The 18701-nt window shown below is 67.7% G+C and carries 19 protein-coding genes and 3 pseudogenes; 11 read left to right on the top strand and 11 right to left on the bottom strand.

Annotation, left to right across the window (positions count from 1 at the left end):
* The 4 genes and pseudogenes from ACZ4N5_RS38325 to ACZ4N5_RS38310 all read left to right on the top strand — a co-directional run.
* Nucleotides 1-246 (top strand): annotated as a pseudogene (locus ACZ4N5_RS38325) (NrfD/PsrC family molybdoenzyme membrane anchor subunit); the annotation flags it as partial.
* Nucleotides 247-250: 4 nt separating this feature from the next.
* Nucleotides 251-595, top strand: coding sequence for a hypothetical protein (locus ACZ4N5_RS38320; protein ID WP_467761627.1), 345 nt, complete (start codon nt 251-253; stop codon nt 593-595).
* Nucleotides 596-716: 121 nt separating this feature from the next.
* Complete coding sequence (locus tag ACZ4N5_RS38315) at nt 717-1703, top strand: LLM class F420-dependent oxidoreductase (protein ID WP_467761626.1); 987 nt, start codon at nt 717-719, stop codon at nt 1701-1703.
* A complete protein-coding gene (locus tag ACZ4N5_RS38310; RefSeq protein WP_467761625.1) occupies nt 1700-2371 on the top strand; it encodes an HAD family hydrolase in 672 nt (223 codons plus the stop codon). The genes ACZ4N5_RS38315 and ACZ4N5_RS38310 overlap by 4 nt, the downstream gene beginning before the upstream one ends.
* Nucleotides 2372-2499: 128 nt before the next feature.
* Here the strand turns inward: ACZ4N5_RS38310 and ACZ4N5_RS38305 are convergent, their stop codons facing one another.
* From ACZ4N5_RS38305 to ACZ4N5_RS38295, 3 genes are all read right to left on the bottom strand, one after another.
* Nucleotides 2500-3042, bottom strand: a complete 543-nt coding sequence (locus ACZ4N5_RS38305) for a type 1 glutamine amidotransferase domain-containing protein (protein WP_467761624.1) — start codon at nt 3040-3042, stop codon at nt 2500-2502.
* A gap of 150 nt (nt 3043-3192) precedes the next feature.
* The gene (locus ACZ4N5_RS38300; RefSeq protein ID WP_467761623.1) at nt 3193-3666 is read right to left on the bottom strand and encodes a hemerythrin domain-containing protein; all 474 of its coding nucleotides are present in this window, start codon (nt 3664-3666) and stop codon (nt 3193-3195) included.
* A 327-nt stretch (nt 3667-3993) separates the two neighbouring features.
* A complete protein-coding gene (locus ACZ4N5_RS38295; protein ID WP_467761622.1) occupies nt 3994-4386 on the bottom strand; it encodes a helix-turn-helix transcriptional regulator in 393 nt (130 codons plus the stop codon).
* Between the two features lie 99 nt (nt 4387-4485).
* Between ACZ4N5_RS38295 and ACZ4N5_RS38290 the strand changes: the two genes are divergently transcribed.
* Nucleotides 4486-5271 (top strand): ANTAR domain-containing protein, encoded by a 786-nt coding sequence (locus ACZ4N5_RS38290; RefSeq protein ID WP_467761621.1) that lies wholly within the window; start codon nt 4486-4488, stop codon nt 5269-5271.
* A 1051-nt stretch (nt 5272-6322) separates the two neighbouring features.
* Here ACZ4N5_RS38290 and ACZ4N5_RS38285 read toward each other — a convergent pair.
* Nucleotides 6323-6527, bottom strand: a pseudogene (locus ACZ4N5_RS38285) (ribonuclease BN); the annotation flags it as partial.
* A 128-nt stretch (nt 6528-6655) separates the two neighbouring features.
* Between ACZ4N5_RS38285 and ACZ4N5_RS38280 the strand changes: the two are divergent.
* The 4 genes and pseudogenes from ACZ4N5_RS38280 (at nt 6656) to ACZ4N5_RS38265 (ending at nt 10326) form a co-directional block, all read left to right on the top strand.
* On the top strand, nt 6656-6922 hold the full coding sequence (locus ACZ4N5_RS38280) for a hypothetical protein (RefSeq protein WP_467761620.1): 267 nt from the start codon (nt 6656-6658) through the stop codon (nt 6920-6922).
* Nucleotides 6923-7257: 335 nt separating this feature from the next.
* A complete protein-coding gene (locus tag ACZ4N5_RS38275) occupies nt 7258-8235 on the top strand; it encodes a histone protein (RefSeq protein WP_467761619.1) in 978 nt (325 codons plus the stop codon).
* A gap of 6 nt (nt 8236-8241) precedes the next feature.
* Nucleotides 8242-9360, top strand: a complete 1119-nt coding sequence (locus ACZ4N5_RS38270) for an SRPBCC family protein (protein ID WP_467761618.1) — start codon at nt 8242-8244, stop codon at nt 9358-9360.
* 493 nt (nt 9361-9853) lie between these two features.
* A pseudogene (locus tag ACZ4N5_RS38265) lies at nt 9854-10326 on the top strand (YxiG-like protein).
* A 231-nt stretch (nt 10327-10557) separates the two neighbouring features.
* Here the strand turns inward: ACZ4N5_RS38265 and ACZ4N5_RS38260 are convergent.
* The 3 genes from ACZ4N5_RS38260 to ACZ4N5_RS38250 form a co-directional block, all read right to left on the bottom strand.
* A complete protein-coding gene (locus tag ACZ4N5_RS38260) occupies nt 10558-11547 on the bottom strand; it encodes an ornithine cyclodeaminase family protein (protein ID WP_467761617.1) in 990 nt (329 codons plus the stop codon).
* 277 nt (nt 11548-11824) lie between these two features.
* Nucleotides 11825-12373, bottom strand: coding sequence for a PRC-barrel domain-containing protein (locus tag ACZ4N5_RS38255; RefSeq protein WP_467761616.1), 549 nt, complete (start codon nt 12371-12373; stop codon nt 11825-11827).
* A 447-nt stretch (nt 12374-12820) separates the two neighbouring features.
* A complete protein-coding gene (locus ACZ4N5_RS38250; protein WP_467761615.1) occupies nt 12821-13720 on the bottom strand; it encodes an alpha/beta hydrolase in 900 nt (299 codons plus the stop codon).
* 161 nt (nt 13721-13881) lie between these two features.
* On the opposite strand from ACZ4N5_RS38250, the gene ACZ4N5_RS38245 reads away from it, so the two are divergent.
* On the top strand, nt 13882-14880 hold the full coding sequence (locus tag ACZ4N5_RS38245; RefSeq protein ID WP_467761614.1) for an Lrp/AsnC family transcriptional regulator: 999 nt from the start codon (nt 13882-13884) through the stop codon (nt 14878-14880).
* Between the two features lie 173 nt (nt 14881-15053).
* Here the strand turns inward: ACZ4N5_RS38245 and ACZ4N5_RS38240 are convergent, their stop codons facing one another.
* Nucleotides 15054-15410, bottom strand: coding sequence for a hypothetical protein (locus ACZ4N5_RS38240; RefSeq protein WP_467761613.1), 357 nt, complete (start codon nt 15408-15410; stop codon nt 15054-15056).
* A gap of 22 nt (nt 15411-15432) precedes the next feature.
* Nucleotides 15433-16845 carry a hypothetical protein gene (locus tag ACZ4N5_RS38235; protein WP_467761612.1) on the bottom strand — a complete coding sequence of 471 codons (1413 nt, stop codon included), beginning with the start codon at nt 16843-16845 and terminating at the stop codon, nt 15433-15435.
* Nucleotides 16846-17358: 513 nt separating this feature from the next.
* Between ACZ4N5_RS38235 and ACZ4N5_RS38230 the strand changes: the two genes are divergently transcribed.
* Nucleotides 17359-17607, top strand: coding sequence for a DUF1206 domain-containing protein (locus ACZ4N5_RS38230; protein WP_467761611.1), 249 nt, complete (start codon nt 17359-17361; stop codon nt 17605-17607).
* A 241-nt stretch (nt 17608-17848) separates the two neighbouring features.
* Here ACZ4N5_RS38230 and ACZ4N5_RS38225 read toward each other — a convergent pair whose 3' ends face one another.
* Both ACZ4N5_RS38225 and ACZ4N5_RS38220 read right to left on the bottom strand, forming a co-directional pair.
* Entirely contained in the window at nt 17849-18019 is a 171-nt protein-coding gene (locus ACZ4N5_RS38225; RefSeq protein ID WP_467761610.1) for a hypothetical protein, read from the bottom strand.
* A gap of 545 nt (nt 18020-18564) precedes the next feature.
* Entirely contained in the window at nt 18565-18690 is a 126-nt protein-coding gene (locus ACZ4N5_RS38220; protein ID WP_467761609.1) for a hypothetical protein, read from the bottom strand.
* Nucleotides 18691-18701 lie beyond the last annotated feature (11 nt).

The following is an 18701-nucleotide window of genomic DNA, read 5'->3' as shown; positions in this document are numbered from 1 at the left end:
GGCATGGTGGCCGAGACCTGGCGCGAAGGACGCGCGGGCACGCTCATGCGGACCGCCCGTGTCCTGACCCTGACCGGGGCCGCGAGCGCGGCCCTCGCCGGCGGACGCAGCCGACCGGCCGCCGTGCTGGGCGGGCTCGCGCTGCTCGCGGGGTCGGCCTGCACCCGCTTCGGGGTCTTCGAGGCGGGCATCGCCTCCGCGGCGGACCCGAAGTACATCGTCGTACCCCAGCGGAAAGGAGAGTGACCCGATGGCCACCGTGTCCTTCACCGGAGGGTCGAAGGAGGACGTCGCGACCGTGTTCGGTGTCCTGCGGACGGCGTTCCCGACCGACCGGCCCGCCGACGACCTTCCTCACGAGCAGCCGGGCGACCGCCTTCCCGTGTGGACCGCGGACTTCCATCCGACCGAGGAACGCATCCCGACCGGTCCCACCCCTCTGGAAGGATCGGTCAACGCCACGTTGCAGGGCGGCTACGTCGCCGTGGACCGGCTCCGTGAGGCTCTGAGCGACTCGTTCGCCGTCCAGGAACAGGGCACGGCGTCGGGAGATCAGGAGAAGGAGGTCGACCTGCGACTCCGGACGAAGCGGTAGAGCGATAGAGCGGCAGCGTCGGCAGGAGAACGCGCGGCACCCCCCTTGGGTTCCGCCGCTGACCGGGCAGAGCCTCCCGGGCACACCGCCGGCGGCGCCCTGCCACGAGGAGGAGAGCGACATGGTGCAGATCGGGTACACGATGATGACGGAACAGGCCGGCCCGCGTGAGCTCGTCGGTCATGTGGTCGGCGCCGAGCGCGCCGGCTTCGACTTCTCCGTCACGTCCGACCACTATTTTCCGTGGCTGGACTCCCAGGGTCACGCCCCGTACGCCTGGAGCGTGCTCGGTGCCGCCGCGCAGGCCACCGAGCGCATTCCTCTGATGACCTACGTGACGTGCCCGACGACCCGGTACCACCCCGCGGTCGTCGCCCAGAAGGCCGCCACCATGCAACTCCTGTCGCAGGGGCGATTCCGTCTGGGGCTCGGCTCCGGCGAGAACCTCAACGAGCATGTGGTGGGCGGCGGATGGCCGGCCGCACACGTCCGGCTGGAGATGCTCGAAGAGGCCGTGGAGATCATCCGCTCGCTGTTCGCGGGTGGGAAGGTGAACCACCACGGTGCCCACTTCGACGTGGAGAACGCCCGCCTGTGGGATCTGCCCGACACGCCCCCGCCGATCGGAGTCGCCGTCTCCGGTGAGCGCTCGTGCGAAGTCGCCGGACACCTGGCCGACTTGCTGATCGCCACCGAACCGAAGGCCGACCTGATCTCCGAGTTCGACCGGCACGGCGGCGCCGCCAAGCCCAAGGTGGGCCAGCTGCCCATCTGTTACGACACGGACCGGGACGCCGCCATCGCCCGCGCCCACGACCAGTTCCGCTGGTTCGGCGGGGGCTGGCCGGTCAACTCGGAACTGCCCGGCCCCGAAGGATTCGCGGGCGCGACCCAGTTCGTACGGCCCGAGGACGTGGCCGAGTCGATTCCCTGCGGAGATGACGTGGACTCCGTCGTCGACGCCGTACGGCCCTTCGTCGAAGCGGGATTCACCGAGGTCGCGCTCATCCAGATCGGCGGTGACCACCAGGAGCCGTTTCTGGAATGGGCCGAGCGGAAACTGCTTCCCGCTCTGCGCGACCTGGGAGAGGGCGAGGACCTGCGATGACCACGAAACGCGCCGCGATCTTCGATGTCGACGGAACACTCGTCGACACCAACCACCTGCACGTCGTCACCTGGTGGGAGGCCTTCCGCCAGGGCGGCCACCGCGTCCCCATGCGGGACATTCACCGGGCCGTGGGTCTTGGCAGCGACGACCTGGTCGAGCACCTGCTCGGCAAGGACCGCGACCCCGAGGACGACGAACAATTCGTCGCGGCCCACCACGCGCTCTACGCAACGTACTTCGACCGGTTGCCGCCGCTGGACGGGGCCGGGGAACTGCTGCGCACCCTCGCCGGCCGGGGCTGGGAGATTGTCCTGGCGACCTCGGCGAGCGGCGCGGAACTCTCCGCGCTCCGCCGTGCCATCGGCGCGGACGATGTCATCCTCGGGGCGGCCAGCGCGGACGACGTCGCCGAGGGCAAACCCGCCCCCGACCCTGTCGAGCAGGCCAGGGCGCTCGCCGGAGTACCGAGCGGACAAGCGGTGTTCGTCGGCGACACGGTCTGGGACATGCAGGCCGCAGTGCGGGACGGGGTGACACCCCTGGCGGTCCTGTCCGGCGGCATCCCGAGGACGGACCTGGAGTCGGCGGGCGCCCACGCGGTGTACCAAGACCCCGCCGACCTCCTCGACCGCCTGGACACCAGCGCCTTCGCGGACAGGGATTGACGCACGCTGCCCTGGATGGTCGGGTTCGGGGTACTCGCTCCCTCGCCAGTGGCGGCGACAGCCCCCGTCCCGGGCAGGCCATCTTGCCCAGGACAGGGGCGAACGTACGCCCCCATCGGTCCCGCGTTTCAGGCGGTCGCGCGGCCGAACTCGTGCACCAGGGCTTCGCAGAACGCCTTCAGGTCGTCCGGCTTGCGGCTGGTGACAAGGGTGTTGGGGCCGCCGTCACAGACCTTGACCTGTTCGTCCACCCAACTCCCGGCAGCGTTGCGGATGTCGGTGCGCAGGCTCGGCCACGAGGTCAGTTTGCGCCCGCGCAGTACATCGGCCTCGACGAGAATCCACGGGGCGTGACAAATGGCCGCCACCGGCTTGCCCGCGTCGAAGAAGGCCTTCACGAAGGCCACGGCCCGCTCGTCCAGGCGCAGTTGGTCGGGGTTGGCGACTCCACCAGGCAGCACCAGACCGTCGAACTCGTCCACGGACGTGTCCCTCACCACCTGGTCGACGGGGAAGGTGTCCCCCCTGTCGAGATGCCGGAAGGCCTGCACCTCTCCCGACTCTGTGGACACGAGTACGGGAGTACCCCCGCTGCCCGCCACGGCGGCCCACGGCTCGGTCAGTTCGATCTGTTCGACGCCTTCCGGCGCCACGAGGAATGCGATGCGCATGTATGTGGATCCTCTCCGTGCTGGATACCCTGGGGACTGGTCGCGGTTGATGGACCGCCGACCCGGCGGCCTTCGATCCACGAAGCGGCTGCGGCCCCTTCCACCGAGTCCCGGATCGAAACCCCAGGTTCATCGATGTGCCGGTACGGCCTACCGCTCGGCGCTGGGAACGGCGAGGGGCTCGCTCGGAGCCGTCTTCTTGGCCGATTCCATCTGTTCCCCCAGTTCGGTGAGCCGGTTACGGCCCATGGTCTTGCGTACGTCGGGAAACCATTCCTGCTCCTCTTCCTCGACGTGGTGGCGGACGCTCTCCATGAGGACGGTCATCTTGGCGTCGAACCGTTCGTCCGCCGCATCGAGACCCTTCAGCTCGGAGAGCATCCACAGCACGACGTGATGTTCCTCGACGCTCTCCAGGACGTGGCCCTTGGTGTCGGGGGCGGCCTCCCGGGCGGCAGGGTAGAAGATCTCCTCTTCGATCCAGGTGTGGGTGGTGAGCTCCTCGATCACCTGATCGGCGATCTTCCGCTTTTCCACGTGGGCGTTGGCCCCCGCCTTCTCGAACCGCTTGAAGAGCCTTTCCACCCTCTTGTGGTCTTCCTTGAGCAGCACGATCCCGTCCACGGCTTCTCCTCCGATCCCGTTCGGACGGCTCGTGCCGCCCGGGACCGAGTACCCCAGCAGCCGCGGATCGTCACAGGAGGCATGAGGTCGCCCGGAAGACCGGCCCGGTCCGCGGTGTACGCCGATGGGAGGGGGCTGGTTCGCGCCTGGTTGGCCGAAGGGGCACGGCTACCGGGCCGATGCCATCTTCGACGACCGCGCCATGCGGCACTCCGTTCAAGCGGCGATGGCACGCCACCCCGGCCGCCTCGCCGGCGCATGGTTCGGCGCCCTGCCGGGAGCGACCGCGCTCCGGCGGGCGAGGCGCCGACCAGGGCCGCATGGAACCTACGAGGCAGCCGTGCTGTCGTCGCGAGCGAACACATCGGAGCGATCGGACGATCGGGCGGTCCGTTGCTCGGGCGGGGCTTCAGCGGAGCTTTCGTGCTGGTCGAGAGCCGCCAGGAGGCCGGCCACCGTCAGGCCGGAGTCCGCCGGGTGTCGAAGGATGGTCCCGGGCTGGATGTGGTAGTGGTTTGTGCGCCCTTGCCGGGTGTGGTCCAGATAGCCGTCCTGCTCCAGATCGGAAATGATCTTCTGGACTGCCCGCTCGGTGAGCCGGCACCGTGCGGCGATGTCGCGGATGCGGGTGCCTTGCGCACCGGAGGCGATCGCGGCGAGGACTCGTGCGTGGTTGGTCAGAAAGGTCCAGCCGCTGTGTCCCTCGGGTACCTCAGTCATCCCCCCACAGTAGGCCCTTTCATTCACGCATTCAAAAGGGCGAAAGAAAGTTCATGTATCTCTTGACGTGTAACCGGGGCGAGGGTGAACCTGTATGCCATGCGAGAACATCCGCTTTCTCCCCCTGAGGGAAGCGGGGACGAAGCCGCCCACGATGTACTGGCCTGCGGCGCCAGGGTGGGAGGCGCGTCACCCTTCCTAGAGACAGTCGCGTATCCCGCCGGCGCACGGACACTGGTCGTCGTCGCCGGTGAGATAGACATCGATACCGCGCAACGACTGCAACACAGTCTGTGCGCCGCACTGGCCCAGGCGCACCAGGGGCTGAACCTCGACCTCACGCGGGTCGACTTCTGCGACTGTTCCGGCCTCCGGGTCCTGTTGCGTCTCCGGATTCTTGCTCTCGGTCAGGACAAGACGGTCCATATCGGCGCTGCTGGACGCGCGGTCGCGCGGCTGCTCACGCTCACCGGCACGGCACCTCTGTTCGCACCCTCGAACGGGGCCGGTCCTCACCTGGACGGGAAGAACGAGGAGGACCTGCGCGCCGAGGTCATCGACCTGAAAAGGGCGATGCGGAGCCGGCCGGTCATCGACCTCGCCCGCGGAGTCCTGATGGCCTCGTTCAGGTTGAATGACGAAGACGCCTGGAGCGTCCTCGTCGAGGTGTCCCAGCGCACCAACACCAAACTTCGCCTCGTCGCCGAGGAGTTGGTCGCGGCCGTCAGCGGCGATCCGCTGCCCGACCACCTGCGGCAGCAGATTTCCGCGGCGGCCGCCAAGATCTCCGACGACCCGCGTTCACGGTGTCACCACCGGCGCCCCGACTGGGTTCCGCCCGCCGCCAGAACCGCGTCCCTGGACAGCCGCAGATCATCGGCGTGACGGCTGCCCGGACACCGTGTCCTGGCGGCGACCGCGTCCCCGATGCGGGTTCCGTAGGCGCGTCGGCCTCGCACCTACGCGGAGACCTATACGACGGCCACAGCGCGGTCACGGCCCAGAGGGCGGAGAAGGCCGCGATCAGGGGTGACTCAGATGTCTGTGGTGCGGTGATCATCAAGGTCAGGGAAAGTGGCGACACAAGACTCAGGCTACGGACAGGACCCATGCGGAGCCCCGGGCCTTGTCTGTCTCTACGGTGCAACTGCCGTATGCGGCGGAGAAATCGTGCATCCCTGTCGAGTGCTGTCTCGACCGGGCTGACTCGCGGCACGCATCGTGCCCGTTGCTTTGGGCGCTTGACTTTGCGCTTCACCTGCCGTGCGCCCGGCATCGGGAAGCCATCCGCTGATGTCCCGGGCTGCCACCCCAAGGTTTTGGGGAGGGGCTGTTGGGCTCCGTGCAGTCGGCGATCGCCCTTCCTGCCAGAGCGAGCAGGAAGGCGATTCCGAAGCCCAGGCTTATGCCGTTGTCCCGCACGGACCGGCGCATGCCACGCCCTCGCGTGCGCCCGGCCTGGCCCGGAGGGCTACCGTCGATGTTGTCCGGTCCGGCAGCAGGTCGATGGGCTGGTGTGTCTAGATGTCGATCAGGATCGTGCCGTAGTGGTGTCCCTTGCGCAGGGCGAAGTCGTCCAGCCCGAGGACTCAGGGTGTCGTCGTTTGGGGTTCCGGCGAGCGGCGGATCAGCCGTAGCGGCGTCGACATGCTCACCCCGTCTGTCAGGGTCTTGAACAAGCGGGCGCCAGCCCGGGCCCGCCGGCATGACCGCGACGCGTTCGAGTGCTGTCTGCAGGCTGGGAACTTCGCCGCACCCGCTCGACGGCCAGCAGGGTGGCAGGCACCGCGCAGCAGCCGGCCGATGGCAGGTGGAATGCGGGCGGCTGCCTGTTGCGTCAGATGCCGATCCGCTTCGCTCAACCCCGTTGTGTCAGTCTCATGAGCTGCGGGTATCCCCAGACGAGTCGTTGCCTGCGCGCCAAGCGCCTGGTCTGTCACTCATCGCCTTCGGCGACGCGCCGTAGGTCCTTCTGGTCCCATTTCCGGGTGTCGCGGGGTTGGGTGTAGGGCTCGGCACGGCGGGAGTCCGCCGACGACGGCCCGCTGGCGTACCGCCTCCGCGTCGAACTCCAGACCAAGGAGGATCGCGAGGTCGCTGATCCACGGCCATACCAGGAAGACGACGACGCCGGCCATCGAGAGCGCCGCGGCGAGCTTCCAGAGTGCCAGTCTCTGAGCTACACGCCAGTGAACATTTCCGGCAAATGGTGTGAATAGGGCGAGGTGGTCCGGGTAGTCCGTCAGAGGACTAGTGAACGGAGCGCATCGTGATCATCAAGAAGATGCATGACATGGGTATCCGCAGCGAACATGCATACCTGGCCGCCATGGCATCCATAGGCCTCACCGTCGTCGCCTGGGCAGGCTCCTTGAAGATGGAGCCCGGCGTCGACATCGCCCGCGCCGACCGCTGGGGAATCTACATCGGCGAATGGGCCCCCACCTTCTTTGGCCTTGGCCTGGCGCTTGCCCAGTACGAGCAGCAAGAGGACACCATCGCCAGCGAGCTGCTGGCGCATCAGAGCGTCGGCTGACGCACGGGGCCCAACTGCGCCCCGGGTAAACAGTGTTCCGCCAGAACAACAGCAGGGATGCGGCATACGTATTGCCTGCGAGCAGACCTCTTTTTGTGCTGATCGGAGTCGAGTTCGTCTTGAACGGTCGCCGTCCCGTGCGGCGATGGCCCGAACGCAGGACGCAGCTGCACGACCCGGGAGTGCTGTAGGCCCATCTGGCCCTGCTGAACCGGGAATTCGAAGACGGAGACATCAGCCTGGAGGAGTTCGAACGAGAAGAGGAGCGGCTGCTCGATCGGCCATATGCCGCACGGGCCTGTTCCACGCCCCGAGCGATCGAAGGTGACGCAGTCATGGATGGCAAGGACAAGGTGGTTCTCGCGGCCGCTGTAGTGGGCGGCTATGTGCTGGGCCGCACCAAGAAGGGCCGGATGGCTCTGTCCATCGCGACCTATCTGGCGGGCCGTCGATTCGGTCTCGAACCTCGCCAGCTCGCGGCCGAGGGAATGCGCAGACTGGGGGAGATGCCGCAGGTCGCCGAGTTGCAGGAGCAGTTGCGCGGGGAAGTGCTGGAGGCGGGCCGCAAGGCTATGACCGCCGCTGCCGACCGGGGAATGAGCACGCTTGCCGACACCCTCAGCGACCGTACAACCCGACTCCTGGAGAAGGCGGATCAGGGGGAGGAGTACCAGGAGGACGAGGACGAGGAGGAGTACGCGCCGGAGGACGAGGACGCGGAGTACGAGGAAGAAGAAGAGCCGGAGGAAGCAGAAGAAGAGCCGGAGGAAGAAGAAGAGCCCGAGGCCGAGTACGAGGAAGACCACGCCGAGGACCAGCCCGAAGAGGAGGAAGAGGAAGAGGAAGAGCCGGAAGGCGAATACGAGGAAGAGGAGCCGGAAGAAGAACCGGAAGAAGAACCGGAAGAAGAACCGGAAGCAAAGCCGGGGAGGCGTCGCAGCTCGCGATCGCATCGGTCCCGCGGGGCGCCGGCGGCACGCGAGAAGGCTGCTTCCGCCGGCAGTGAGAAGCCTCGGGCAGCCAAGAAGACTGCACCGGCGAAGAAGACCGCGGCGAAGAAGACCACCCCAAGCGAGAGGGCGGCGAAGAAGACGGCGCCCAGCAAGACGGCGGCGAAGACGACGGCGCCCAGCAAGAAGAGCGCGGCCGGCAGGACGCCGAAGAAGTCGGCGGCGAAGAAGTCGGTAGCGAAGAAGACCGCTCCGGCCAAGAAGTCCGCGGCGAAGAAGACAGCTCCTGCCAAGAAGTCCGCTGCCTCGAAGACGACGTCAGCGAAGCGAGCAGCGTCCAAGCGCGCGGGTCGTGGGAGGTAGGCGGCCATGGCCAAGACGGAAAAGGACGAATCGGCAGAGGGTACGTCGGGTGTGGACAAGCTTCGTGAAGAGCTGTCCAAGTTCGTGTCTGCGCAGGTGGAGAATCTTGCCGAGAAGGCCGGCGACAAACTGACGGACGTCACCGGGCAGCTCACTGACGCGGCCCAGAACGGTGGCTCGCTTCCCGCGATCGGCTCCCGCATCCTCCAGGGCGACTCACCGCTGAAGGCGTTCGTGTCGGAGAAGGCCAAGGGCGTCAAGGACAACGTCGTAGAAAAGGCCAAGAGCGCCTTCGGGGGCGGGAAGGGGAAGCGGAAGGCCAGCGGCGGCAAGGTCATGAACATCATCGAGGTTCTCGATGTCGGAGTGCCTTTGCGGGACGCGTACGACTACTGGACTCAGTACGACAAGTTCAGCAGCTTTGCCAAGGGGGTTCGTGACGTTTCGAAGGGCGATGAGACAGGGAGCGACTGGAAGGTCAAGGTCGGCCCTTCGTCGCGCAGCTTCAAGGCGACTGTCCAGGAGCAGATTCCTGATGACCGCATCGTGTGGACCTCCGAGGGAGCCAAGGGAACTACTCGCGGCGCGGTGAGCTTCCACGAGTTGGCGCCGACCCTGACTCGAATCGTCCTGGTGGTGGAGTACTACCCGTCGGGATTCTTCGAGAAGACGGGCAACCTCTGGCGGGCGCAAGGGCGCCGCATGCGACTGGACTTCAAGAACTTCCAGCGGTACGTGACCCTCACCAATGAAGAACCCGAGGGCTGGCGGGGCGAAATCCGTGACGGCGAGGTCGTCGTATCCCACGAGGACGCGGTAGAAGAGGAAGAGGCTGAGCCGGAGGAGTCGGAGGGCGAAGAGCCCGAGGTCGAGAGCGAAGGCGATGCGGAGGAAGGCGCCGACTCCGCATACGAGGACGAGGACGAGGACGAAGAAGAGGCGGGGGACGCATTCGAGGACGAGGAGGGACCAGAGGAGGAAGAGGGGGCGGAAGACGCTTACGACGAGGAGGAAGAGGACGAGGAAGGAGCGGAGGACGAAGAGGATACGGAGGACGAAGAGGATACGGAGGACGAGGAAGACGCTCCCAGGAAGAGCAGAGGACAGAGGCGACGCCGCGACTGACGTCGACTTCCGGGAGGGTCCCTGTCCCGCCTCCGGCCCTCAGACGACCGACCTCGCCGATATTCTCGAACGCCCTCTCGGCAGAGGGATAGTGATCGCCGGGGGACAGCTGACGGGCGTCCTTGGGAGCGACCCGCGAGGGGTCGGCCATCTCCGGCAGCGCTGCCGTCCGTGCTTCCCGTACTTCGGTCACCGTCATCTCGGAGTCCGTCCCGCGTGTGTGTCCAGTCCCCGTACCGCCGGTTGTTGAAGAGCGGCGAAAGCGCGCATCCGCCGGCGCTGGAGGCGGTTCGATGGTCGGGATCAGGCGAGCACCAGTCGGCACCAGCCGTCGGCGAGTCGGCGCTCGAACTGCTCGGGCGGCCGGCCGCGGTCCTCACGTCACGGGAATGGACCCCCGACCAGGACGTGTTCGGGAGAGCACTGGGCCATGGTGCCTGACACCTGTGCGTCTCCTTGTCGAAGCTCTCGCTGAGTGAGCTAGGAGAACGGGATGGATACAGCGGTGCTGGAACAGATGCTGGACGAGGCCTTCGATCACGCCGTCGTGCATCACGGATATACCAGCTACATGCGTGATTACGAGGTCATCGTCTACGTCACGGCTGATCCTTCCACTGGCGTCGCGTCGTCCTACATGCGGTATCTGTTCCGGTACTGCGTCGAGGCGCGGTGTGAGACGTCTGTGCCGGCGGAGACCTGGCGGGTCTCTTTGGACGATCGGCTCATCGAGCACGAACCGGTGCCGAACTCGGCGGGTACGTCTGGGGAGTCAAGTGGCACTGCCTCTACCCCGGAGTGAAGCTCCTGCCTGACTCCGCGGCGACCCGGGGTTGGTCGAAGGCCCTCGGGATCGACTTTCACGAGGTACGCATGGAAACCAGCGCGCACACCCTGACCCTGCTCTTCTCCGACCTCCAGGTGAGCGAGCTCCCGGTCGGCTACGCCCCTTTCGTCACGGAGTAGGAGTAGGAGTGAGGAGCCGAGCCCGGGTATAGGCCCGGGCCCTCGTCCCCTCATCTGCCGAGCGTCTCAGCGGGGTTACCTGTGTGCCATGCCTTATGCCCACGCTGATAGGCACAGCCGGTCCGGGATGAAGCGGCGTCTGACACGGCACCAGCACCGATGCGCCGGCCACCGTCGGAACGGCGGTTGTGGCGACACTGCGTGGACCACCGGCGCGTGCTGGTGGCGGCATCACCGCAGCGTGATCTTCTCGCCGACCGACTGCTCGCGAGCGGCCGCAACGACCAGGGCCGTGGCCGCGGCGTCCTGCACCGCCACGCCGACCGATTTGTAGAGGGTGATCTGGTCCGGCGCGGTGCGGCCCGGTTTGCTGCCGGCGACGAGTTCGCCCAGCTCGGCGTGTACGTGGTCGGCTGTGATGAGGCCGTCGCGGATCGGCGTGAGCAGGTCGTTGCTGCCCGCGGGGAGCGGGGCGAGTACGGCCTGGCGCGATTCGACGCACACCAGAGCCTCGGCGACCGTGGCGTCGTCGATCTCGCGTCCGGCCGGGTTGTATCCCACGGACGTGATGTGCACTCCTGGTGTCAGCCAGCGGCGGCGGATCACGGGTTCGACGGCGTGCGTCGTCGCGGCGGCGATGTCCGCACCGTCGAGCGCCTCGGCATAGCTGGACACGGCCTGGACTTCGGCCGCCAGTACGGCTGAGAGTTCCTCGGCCAGGGCGGCGGCTTTTGCCGGGTCCCGGCCGGCCACGCGGATCTGCCGGATCGGGCGGACCCGGCAGATCGCGCGGGCGTGGGACCGGGCCTGGACGCCGGTGCCCAGTACTGCCAGCACCGTTGCGTTCTCGCGGGCCAGCAGTCGCGCCGACAGGGCGGAGCAGGCGCCGGTCCGCGCCGCGGTGATGGCCGTACCGTCCAGCAGGGCGGCGGGCTCGCCGGTGTCCGGATCGAACGCCACGATCACCGCCTGATGTGTGGGCAGCCGTGCCCCGTCGTTGTGCGGGAAGAGTGACACCAGCTTGGTCATGAGCACCCCGGCCGACGGCAGGAAGCCCGGCATGGCCGCCAGGAATCCATCGCGTTCGGGCACCAGGGCGGCGACGCGGTCGGGTACCGAGGCGCGGCCCGCACTGAGGTCTGCCATCGCCGTGGCCAGGGCATCGATCAGCGCGTCCACGTCGAGCAGGGCCTCGACCTGCGAACGGCCCAGAACAAGCATGCGCCTCAGCCTCCTGATACGGGTCATCCAGTCGGCGACCGCACAACCAAAGCCTCAACCGAGGCCCCCCTCGCCCCGGCTAAGACACGCAGTCCTTCCTGAGCAGGTTCATACGTACGCGTCTGAGCACCCCTCCAGCGTGTACACCGCCAGCGGGCGACCTGCTCGTGATACCCGGATCGCCGACGGGCTTGTCCTTGCCGAACTCGGTGGGAGTCGTTGATCGGCTCCTTGGTGGGGCCGGCGTAGACCTTGCGCTCGGCCTGGTCGACCGTCTTCACGGTCCCGGCCGGCAGTAGAACGTACTTGCCGAAGATCCACGCGCCGGCGACGACGACATCGGCGGAGTTGATATCTTCTGACCATCGCGGGCGATGTCCGAAGCGGTGGTGTTGTTGTAGGGCAGCGAGGCGCCTTCGGTGGCATCGGTGACGGTCCGTGTGTGACGGTGGGCCCCTCCGCCCTGGTCCGGCTGCTTGACGACCGGCTGCCAGCCCCGGCCTCCATCCCATGCGATGCCATAGTGCTCGTAGAGGCGGTGCTCCTCGTCGACCGTGAGGAAGCCCCCCGCGTCGACGTCGACGTTGGGGGCATCTGTGACAGTGGCCTTGGCGTAGGGAACCTCGAGATGGTCCTCCACCATCGTGGCCTCGCGAAGGGGAACGAAGGACTCACTGGTGCCGAAGAGCCCGGACTTGACGCTGACCCACTCGGGCTCGCCGGTGGCATCGTCGAGGAAGACATGCTTGGTGTCGCCGATCTTGTTTCCGTCGACGTCATACACAGCATGGTCCAGCAGGGCGGCAATTTGCCCTTGGGTGATCATCCTGGCCTCCTGCCCCCTGGTCATCTTCCGCGTAACCCGCAGAGCAGTATGAAAACGTAACTATGTGAATTTGTGGTCCTTATCGGGCATCGACTCGAGTTCGCCCGGCTGTGGCGCTGCGACGTTCGAGGCAGCGGGCGGCCATCCTCGGGCGAGGCGGCCTTGCCAGGGCGCTGTCCGCCACGACGGACGGAGGGCCGCCTCCCCTCCTGCTGCGCAACTCTTGGATGGGCCCACTTGCTGCGCAACTCTTAGGGGATGTCTGGTCTCGCCTCGGGAGCGGCTTCGGATCGCGTCCGCGAGCCCCTCGCCAAGGCTCGGACGACCGGATGAACAGGGATGAACAGAGCGAGTCGAGGGCGGACAGTACGTACTGTTTCCGGGCTCGGCGCGCGACGGGCCCGACGAACGGTGGTGCGGGCGGGGTCGGCCGCGCGCCGGGCTCAGTCAGCGCAGGTGCTTCTCAAGGAACGCGATCTCCGCCTCGACGGCTTGTTCGTGTGCCTCGAGGAACGGGGCGTAGTGACGGCCTGGGAGATGAAGTACCTCGGAGTCCGGTGCGTTGTGGGCCGCACGGACGGCGGGGCCGGGAAGCGCGCTCTGGTCCTGGTCGCACACGACCACCAGCAGGGGACACCGGATACGAGAGGCGTGGCGGCCGGGCCGGTACCCGCCGAGCTGCAGCGCGATCCGCGCGGCGACCGTCTGCTCCCAGTCCGCGTAGCGGTGGACGGGATCCAGGGCCCGGTCCCCGTCCATCGCGTCGGGCGTGGTGAGCGAGGCGACGGCGCCGCGTACTCCGGCGGTGGGGACGAGCAACGGCGGCCGCCCGAGGAGGCTGCCGAGCGCGTCCGCGAGGCCGAGGCCAAAGAGCCGGAGGAAGGCGAGAGGGGTCATGGAGCGCAGCGCGTGAGGAGCGAGTGCGCGGCCGTCGACCACCGGTGTCTGGGCGATGGCGGAGGCCAGTCGCGGATTGTCGGCCGCGACTTGGAGGATGTGGCCGCCGGCGAGTGAGAAGCCCCAGAGCGAGATCCTGTCGGGATCCACGTCGGGCAGTTCCGCCGCGCAGTCGATCGCGGCCTGCCAGTCCGCGCGTTGTTCATCGAAGCTGACGACCTGGCGCGGCACGCCCCCGCTCTCCCCGAACCGTCGGTGGTCGAAGGCCAGGACGGCGAAGCCGGCGTCGTTGAACCGCTGCGCGAAGCGGTCCGAGGCCGGCTCCTTCGTCACTGCGGTTCCTCCGGCCATGATCACGCAGCCGCCGTTCGTCCCTGGATAGTGCCAGGCGGCGCACGTGGTGTCGCTGCTGGCGAAGCGCAGTTTCTTCCGTTCTTTGAGGGCGGGCATATCGGCCTCCGTGGTGGATTCGGTCGCTCTTTTGAGGGCGTTCCTGGGCTTGGGTCCGCCGACCGGCGTCCGGGAAAGGAGCGGTGCGGATGTCATCCATCGTCGGGCGTTGTTACCGAGACAGGCGTCGCAGAGCGGCGGAATGAGCGAAACTTGTCTCCATGGCACACGTATCGGCGGATTCCGTACTGAGCCTCACCGACCAGCGGCTGGTGACCGCCCTGCAGTGCGACGGCCGTGTCACCGCGGAACAGGCGGCCCAGGTGCTGGGTCTCAGCCCCGCGACCGTGCGCCGCCGTCTGCACGCGCTGAGGGCCGACGGCACCGTGCGCGTGGTGATCTCACCTGTCGCCCGGCCGCGCAACGGAAGCTCCGCCGGGGCACTGTTCCTGCGCATCCGGGTCCTGCGCGGAAGACTGGACACGATCGTGGCCGCGCTCGCCGCGCGCGATGACATCCCGTTCATCGACGTCAGCACCTCGGGTGACGAGATCTTCGCGGTCGCTCGTACCGAGCCGGGCTCGCGTGATCCGTTGGTCTTCCGCCAACTGCCCTCCACCCAGGCGGTCACGTCCTTGGAGAGCGCCACGGTGCTGCACGTCTTCCGGCTCACGTCCGAGTGGCGTCACAACGTTCTCACGGCACGTGAACGCGCGGCCCTGAGCCCGGCCGAACCGGTCCCCGGGCAGACATCTTCCGGATCCCCGGGCCCGTACGGCGTCGAAACCGATCGTCTGGAACAGTCCCTCATCGACGCGCTCACCCCCGACGCGCGCCTCTCCGCTGCGGAGCTGGCCGCGCGCACCGGACACGCGGAGACCACGGTCCGCCGACGCATCGCCCAACTGGCCGCGCAGGGGCGCCTGATCACCCAGGTTCAGGTGGACACGCGCCGTCTCGGGCTGCCTATCGAGGCCAAACTCCTGTTGCACGTGGCCCCCGACCATCTGGCCGCCGCCGGGAAGGCGCTGGCCGACCATCCTTCGGTGCACGGGGCGTTCGCGACCACGGGACCCTCGAACCTTCACGCGGCCGCGTACTTCTGTGACCTGACAGCCCTCTACGACTTCCTCTCCCGCGACTTGGTCGGCCTGGGGATCACCCATGTCGAGACGGCCATCGTCGGCCGCGTCGCCAAACGCGGCGGCGCCGGTGCCTGACCCCTCCGCCACCGCACCCACCGGCGATGTCCTGACCGGTACTCCGGAACGGGCAAGTCACCGGCTCCTCCTTCAGGTTCGCATCGGGCAACAGGACAACGACGCTCTCTGAAGCCGCTGGTGACGATGGCGGCGAGGCACCACGCAGGAGGGCGGCGCGCTCTCCAGGCAGCTCATCGGGCGACCGACCCGATGACGTCGGTGGTCGCGTCCCACAGCCGACCGGCCATGGCGGAGTCGAGGCCGGCCTTGCCCTGTCGGCGGACGGCGGGGGAGCCCCGGAGGCCGCCCAGGCCGTCCGGCCCGATGTGGGAGTTGCCGGGGACGGCTTGGGTCGCGGCGTAGAGCAGTGACAGCGCTCCGCGCTCCGGGTCGTTGGTGAGGAACGTGAGCCGGTTGACGACGTTCGACCGGGAGTGGGCCGCCAGCGTGGTGCGGGGGATCCCCGGGCTGGCGAGTACCGAGCGTACGGGGCTGCGTCCGAGCTGCTGGGCACCCTGCCGTTGGAGGCGTGGGCCCTGGTGACCCACGAGCACCAGGTACGTGGGCGACCTACTCGGCGTTGCTCCGCTGCGCCGCAGCGGCAAGGACGCCCAGGGTCGCCAGGACAACCACGACGAGCAGGAGCACAAGGGCCACGGAGGCGGGCGTGGGGTAGTTCCACAGGAAGAGGGCCAGGATCCCGGCCCCGATGACGACGCCCGTCGTCAGGGGCCTGTGCGTGCCCAGCCACTGTCCGACGGCACCGGGCTTCAGTCCCGTCCGGGCGAGGGCGTGCCCGGCGGTTCGGGTAGCTCGCGCGGCAGCTCCGCGCACGGCGGCGGCACCGCGGCCGTGTCCGTACAGATACCCTGCGATCACGGTCAGCAAGGCGCTGAGGAGCACGGTGAGGATGGTCTGCCGGAGGAATCTCACCAGGGTGTCGTAGAGGGCTGCTGCGGCGTCCTGCGACTGGGCTGCCGGAGGCACCGCATCCAGATAGATCTCGCGGATCACGGCGAGTGCGATGAGCAGCACGCACATCATGGCACCGATGCCGATGCCTGCGGCCATCAGTGCAACCCGGCGTGAGGGTGCCGCCCAGATGCCCAGCCCGGCGAGCACAATCACCGCCGCGGGCAACCACGGGGCGACGACGCTGAGCCAGCGGGCAGCATCACGGGCCTCGCTCAGATGGTCGTTGTGCACCAGCACGATCGACTTGTCGGCCCCGGGAATGTCTTCTGCACCGACAAGGGTCACGCCGATCAGCTGCTTCTGAAGTTCCTCGATCACAGTGCCGACGTTCAGTGTGATGGTGTCGCCCTTGACCTCGAGCGCTCCGCCTCCCTCCCCGGTGAGGACGTTCGTCGCGGCGGTGTGCGCGCCGCGCTGGATGTTGTCCCACGCCTTGGCAAAGGCGTCGCTCGTCACCACCCTGGTGACCGTGTAGTGCACGCCGGCCCTCAATCCGCCCTTGAGTTCTTCATCCAGCGACCTGGCCGCGTCGACGAGGAAGCGGGGCGCGTCATGGTCGGCCAGAGTGTCGGCGAGTGTGTCGGTGATCTTGCGGACGTCGATCTTGTGGACCAGAGCGTCAGTGACGCGATTGATGATCAGGTCCTGGACGGCGGGGTCTCGGGCGAGGGGTGAGACGGTCTGCTCATACCGATCAGTATCGGTGACCTCGGAATTTACCCAGGTGGCGACGACGCTGATGGGCGCCATAAGAACAGCCAGCAGGAGGAGCAGGGATGCTCCCCAAAGGCGCAGGCGACGGTTTCGCATGCCGAGAGTGCGCCGCAGTCGCTCGTACTCCGCCCGTTCGACAGGGTCCAAAGAACGGCTCGGCCTGCGTCGGCCATGGTCTTCCGGGCCGGAGGTGGCGGGCGGGTCCACGGCGAACTCCCTCCGCGCGCAGTCCTCGGCGCGCCACGGCGGTATGCGCCCTGCGGGGCGGAAACTACCGAACCGCTCTCTCTCCATCGTCGTTCATCGACTACTGACCCGCAGCTTGCCCAGGAGCTTGAGGGTGACGGCGTTGCACGCCCTTGGGTTCAGGAACCTCTTCACAACCCAGCCGGTCCTGCGCCGGCCAACCGCACTGCGCCCAAAGAATCACTGCTCCCGCGCATCTCGGTGAGCCTTCTCGGTGAGAGGTAGCACTGGCGCGAGGTATGTGACGGTTGCCGGGCTACGGCCGGCAACCGGCGCCGTGAGATGCGGCAGGCAGAAAGGGTGGGGAGACCGCGTGTCGTACTCGGGTCCGAAACGGTGTTCAGCCCGCGCCCGCCGCCGTCTCGGATGCGTCTGTGCCTCCGGGGGCGGCCAGGGTTCCAGCGGCAACGCGCGGTCGCAGGACTGGACGGCATCGGCGCTCAGACTGCAGTAAGGCCAGGTACTGGTGGGTGCCGGGGCGGCTTCCTGCTCGGCATTGGTGCGGCACCCGCCGTCCGGGCAGCCATGCGGCGCTTCCTGAAGCAGCTGGACACTGCCACCATGAACCACCTTACGAAGCGGGTCGTCCCCGCTCTGGGCGTGGGCGGAGTCGTGGGTTCGCCGCAGCCGGGATCCTCGTCCTGGTGGCAGCCATCCACATTCGACATGCACGAGGCCAAAGGTGGGGACGCCACGCTCCGCAGCTTCACACAGAGACCGGTGGGGCCATGGCTTCTGGTCGCCGTCGCGACCAGGCTGATCCGCTCCGGTGTCTTCTCCTTCGCCTGGGCCCGCCGGCGCCGCCTGTGACACGATCACCGAGCCGGACGGCACTGACCTGCGAGCCCCAGCCCTGGCTTTCGGCCGCTTGACGCTCCGCCCTGAAGAGGCCCATGGCGCCTGCAGCCAGGTGCCCATACTGCCCTGCGGTCGGCTCTATCGACTGCTCGCCGACCCCGACGGCCGGCCTTTGACCCTGCACCGCACCAACTCGTACGACCGAATGCCGGCATGTGGGGTGGTGGTCCGCCGACTACCGCCACGCCACGCGTCAGCGAGCCGGGCGGGGGCGCGAGCGCGACACCGAGCGCACGAACAGATACAGCACGGCGGCGACGAGGAGCAGCACGCCGATGGAGAGCAGATAGAGCATGCCCTCCATGACAGCGCCGATGACGACCAGCGAGATGGCACTGGCGAGCAGCATCAGAAAGAGGACCATGGCGCTGCGCCTCCTGGGGTCGTGGCGGCCGGGTGGATTGGACGACCTCGGGACAGCCCCGGAAAGGCGTGACCGTCAGCCGCGCGGGAGTGGGGCAGCCTGCGGAGTCAGATCATCTGCGAGTAGTGCCGACCCAGTGACCGGGCGCCTTCCAGGCTTCACAGGGCGGCCCTGAAAATGATCATGGCATCGTCCGTTCTCGCCCTTACCTCAACTTCAGGGTAGACGCAACCTCTGGCGGTGGCCTGCCAGGCGAATGGCTCTATCGTGCGAAGAGGAATTAGATCCCAGAGCGTAATGACGATTCTCGGACTTCTCATCCTCTTCGCCGCGGTGATTGCGGCAGTGCCCACGAGTTCACTGGTGGACTCTCCGGTCTTCGGTGTCTACGTCCCTGGCTCACCGGCACGCTCTCCCTCAACGTAAGGGCCGTCGGGGAAGCGGCTCTGCTCGAGCTGGGCCTGATTCTGACTGGTGGACGCCATACCACTTGTCGCCGGCGTTCTGCACATCGCGGGCTCAAGCCGTCCTGGCGCGCGTCTGCCTCAGCCGAACAGGAACTCGGTGGCCTGATCAACGAACGAGACACCGCCCGCACGCATACGGCGCAGGCAGAGAGGGCGGACGCCGATTCCGCCGACTTGGTCGATCGTCCCCGTCGCAAGCTGCACCGGTTCCAATG

It is taken from the genome of Streptomyces sp. NPDC026500, from assembly GCF_055567635.1.
This window is presented reverse-complemented; position numbering and strand designations above follow the sequence as displayed.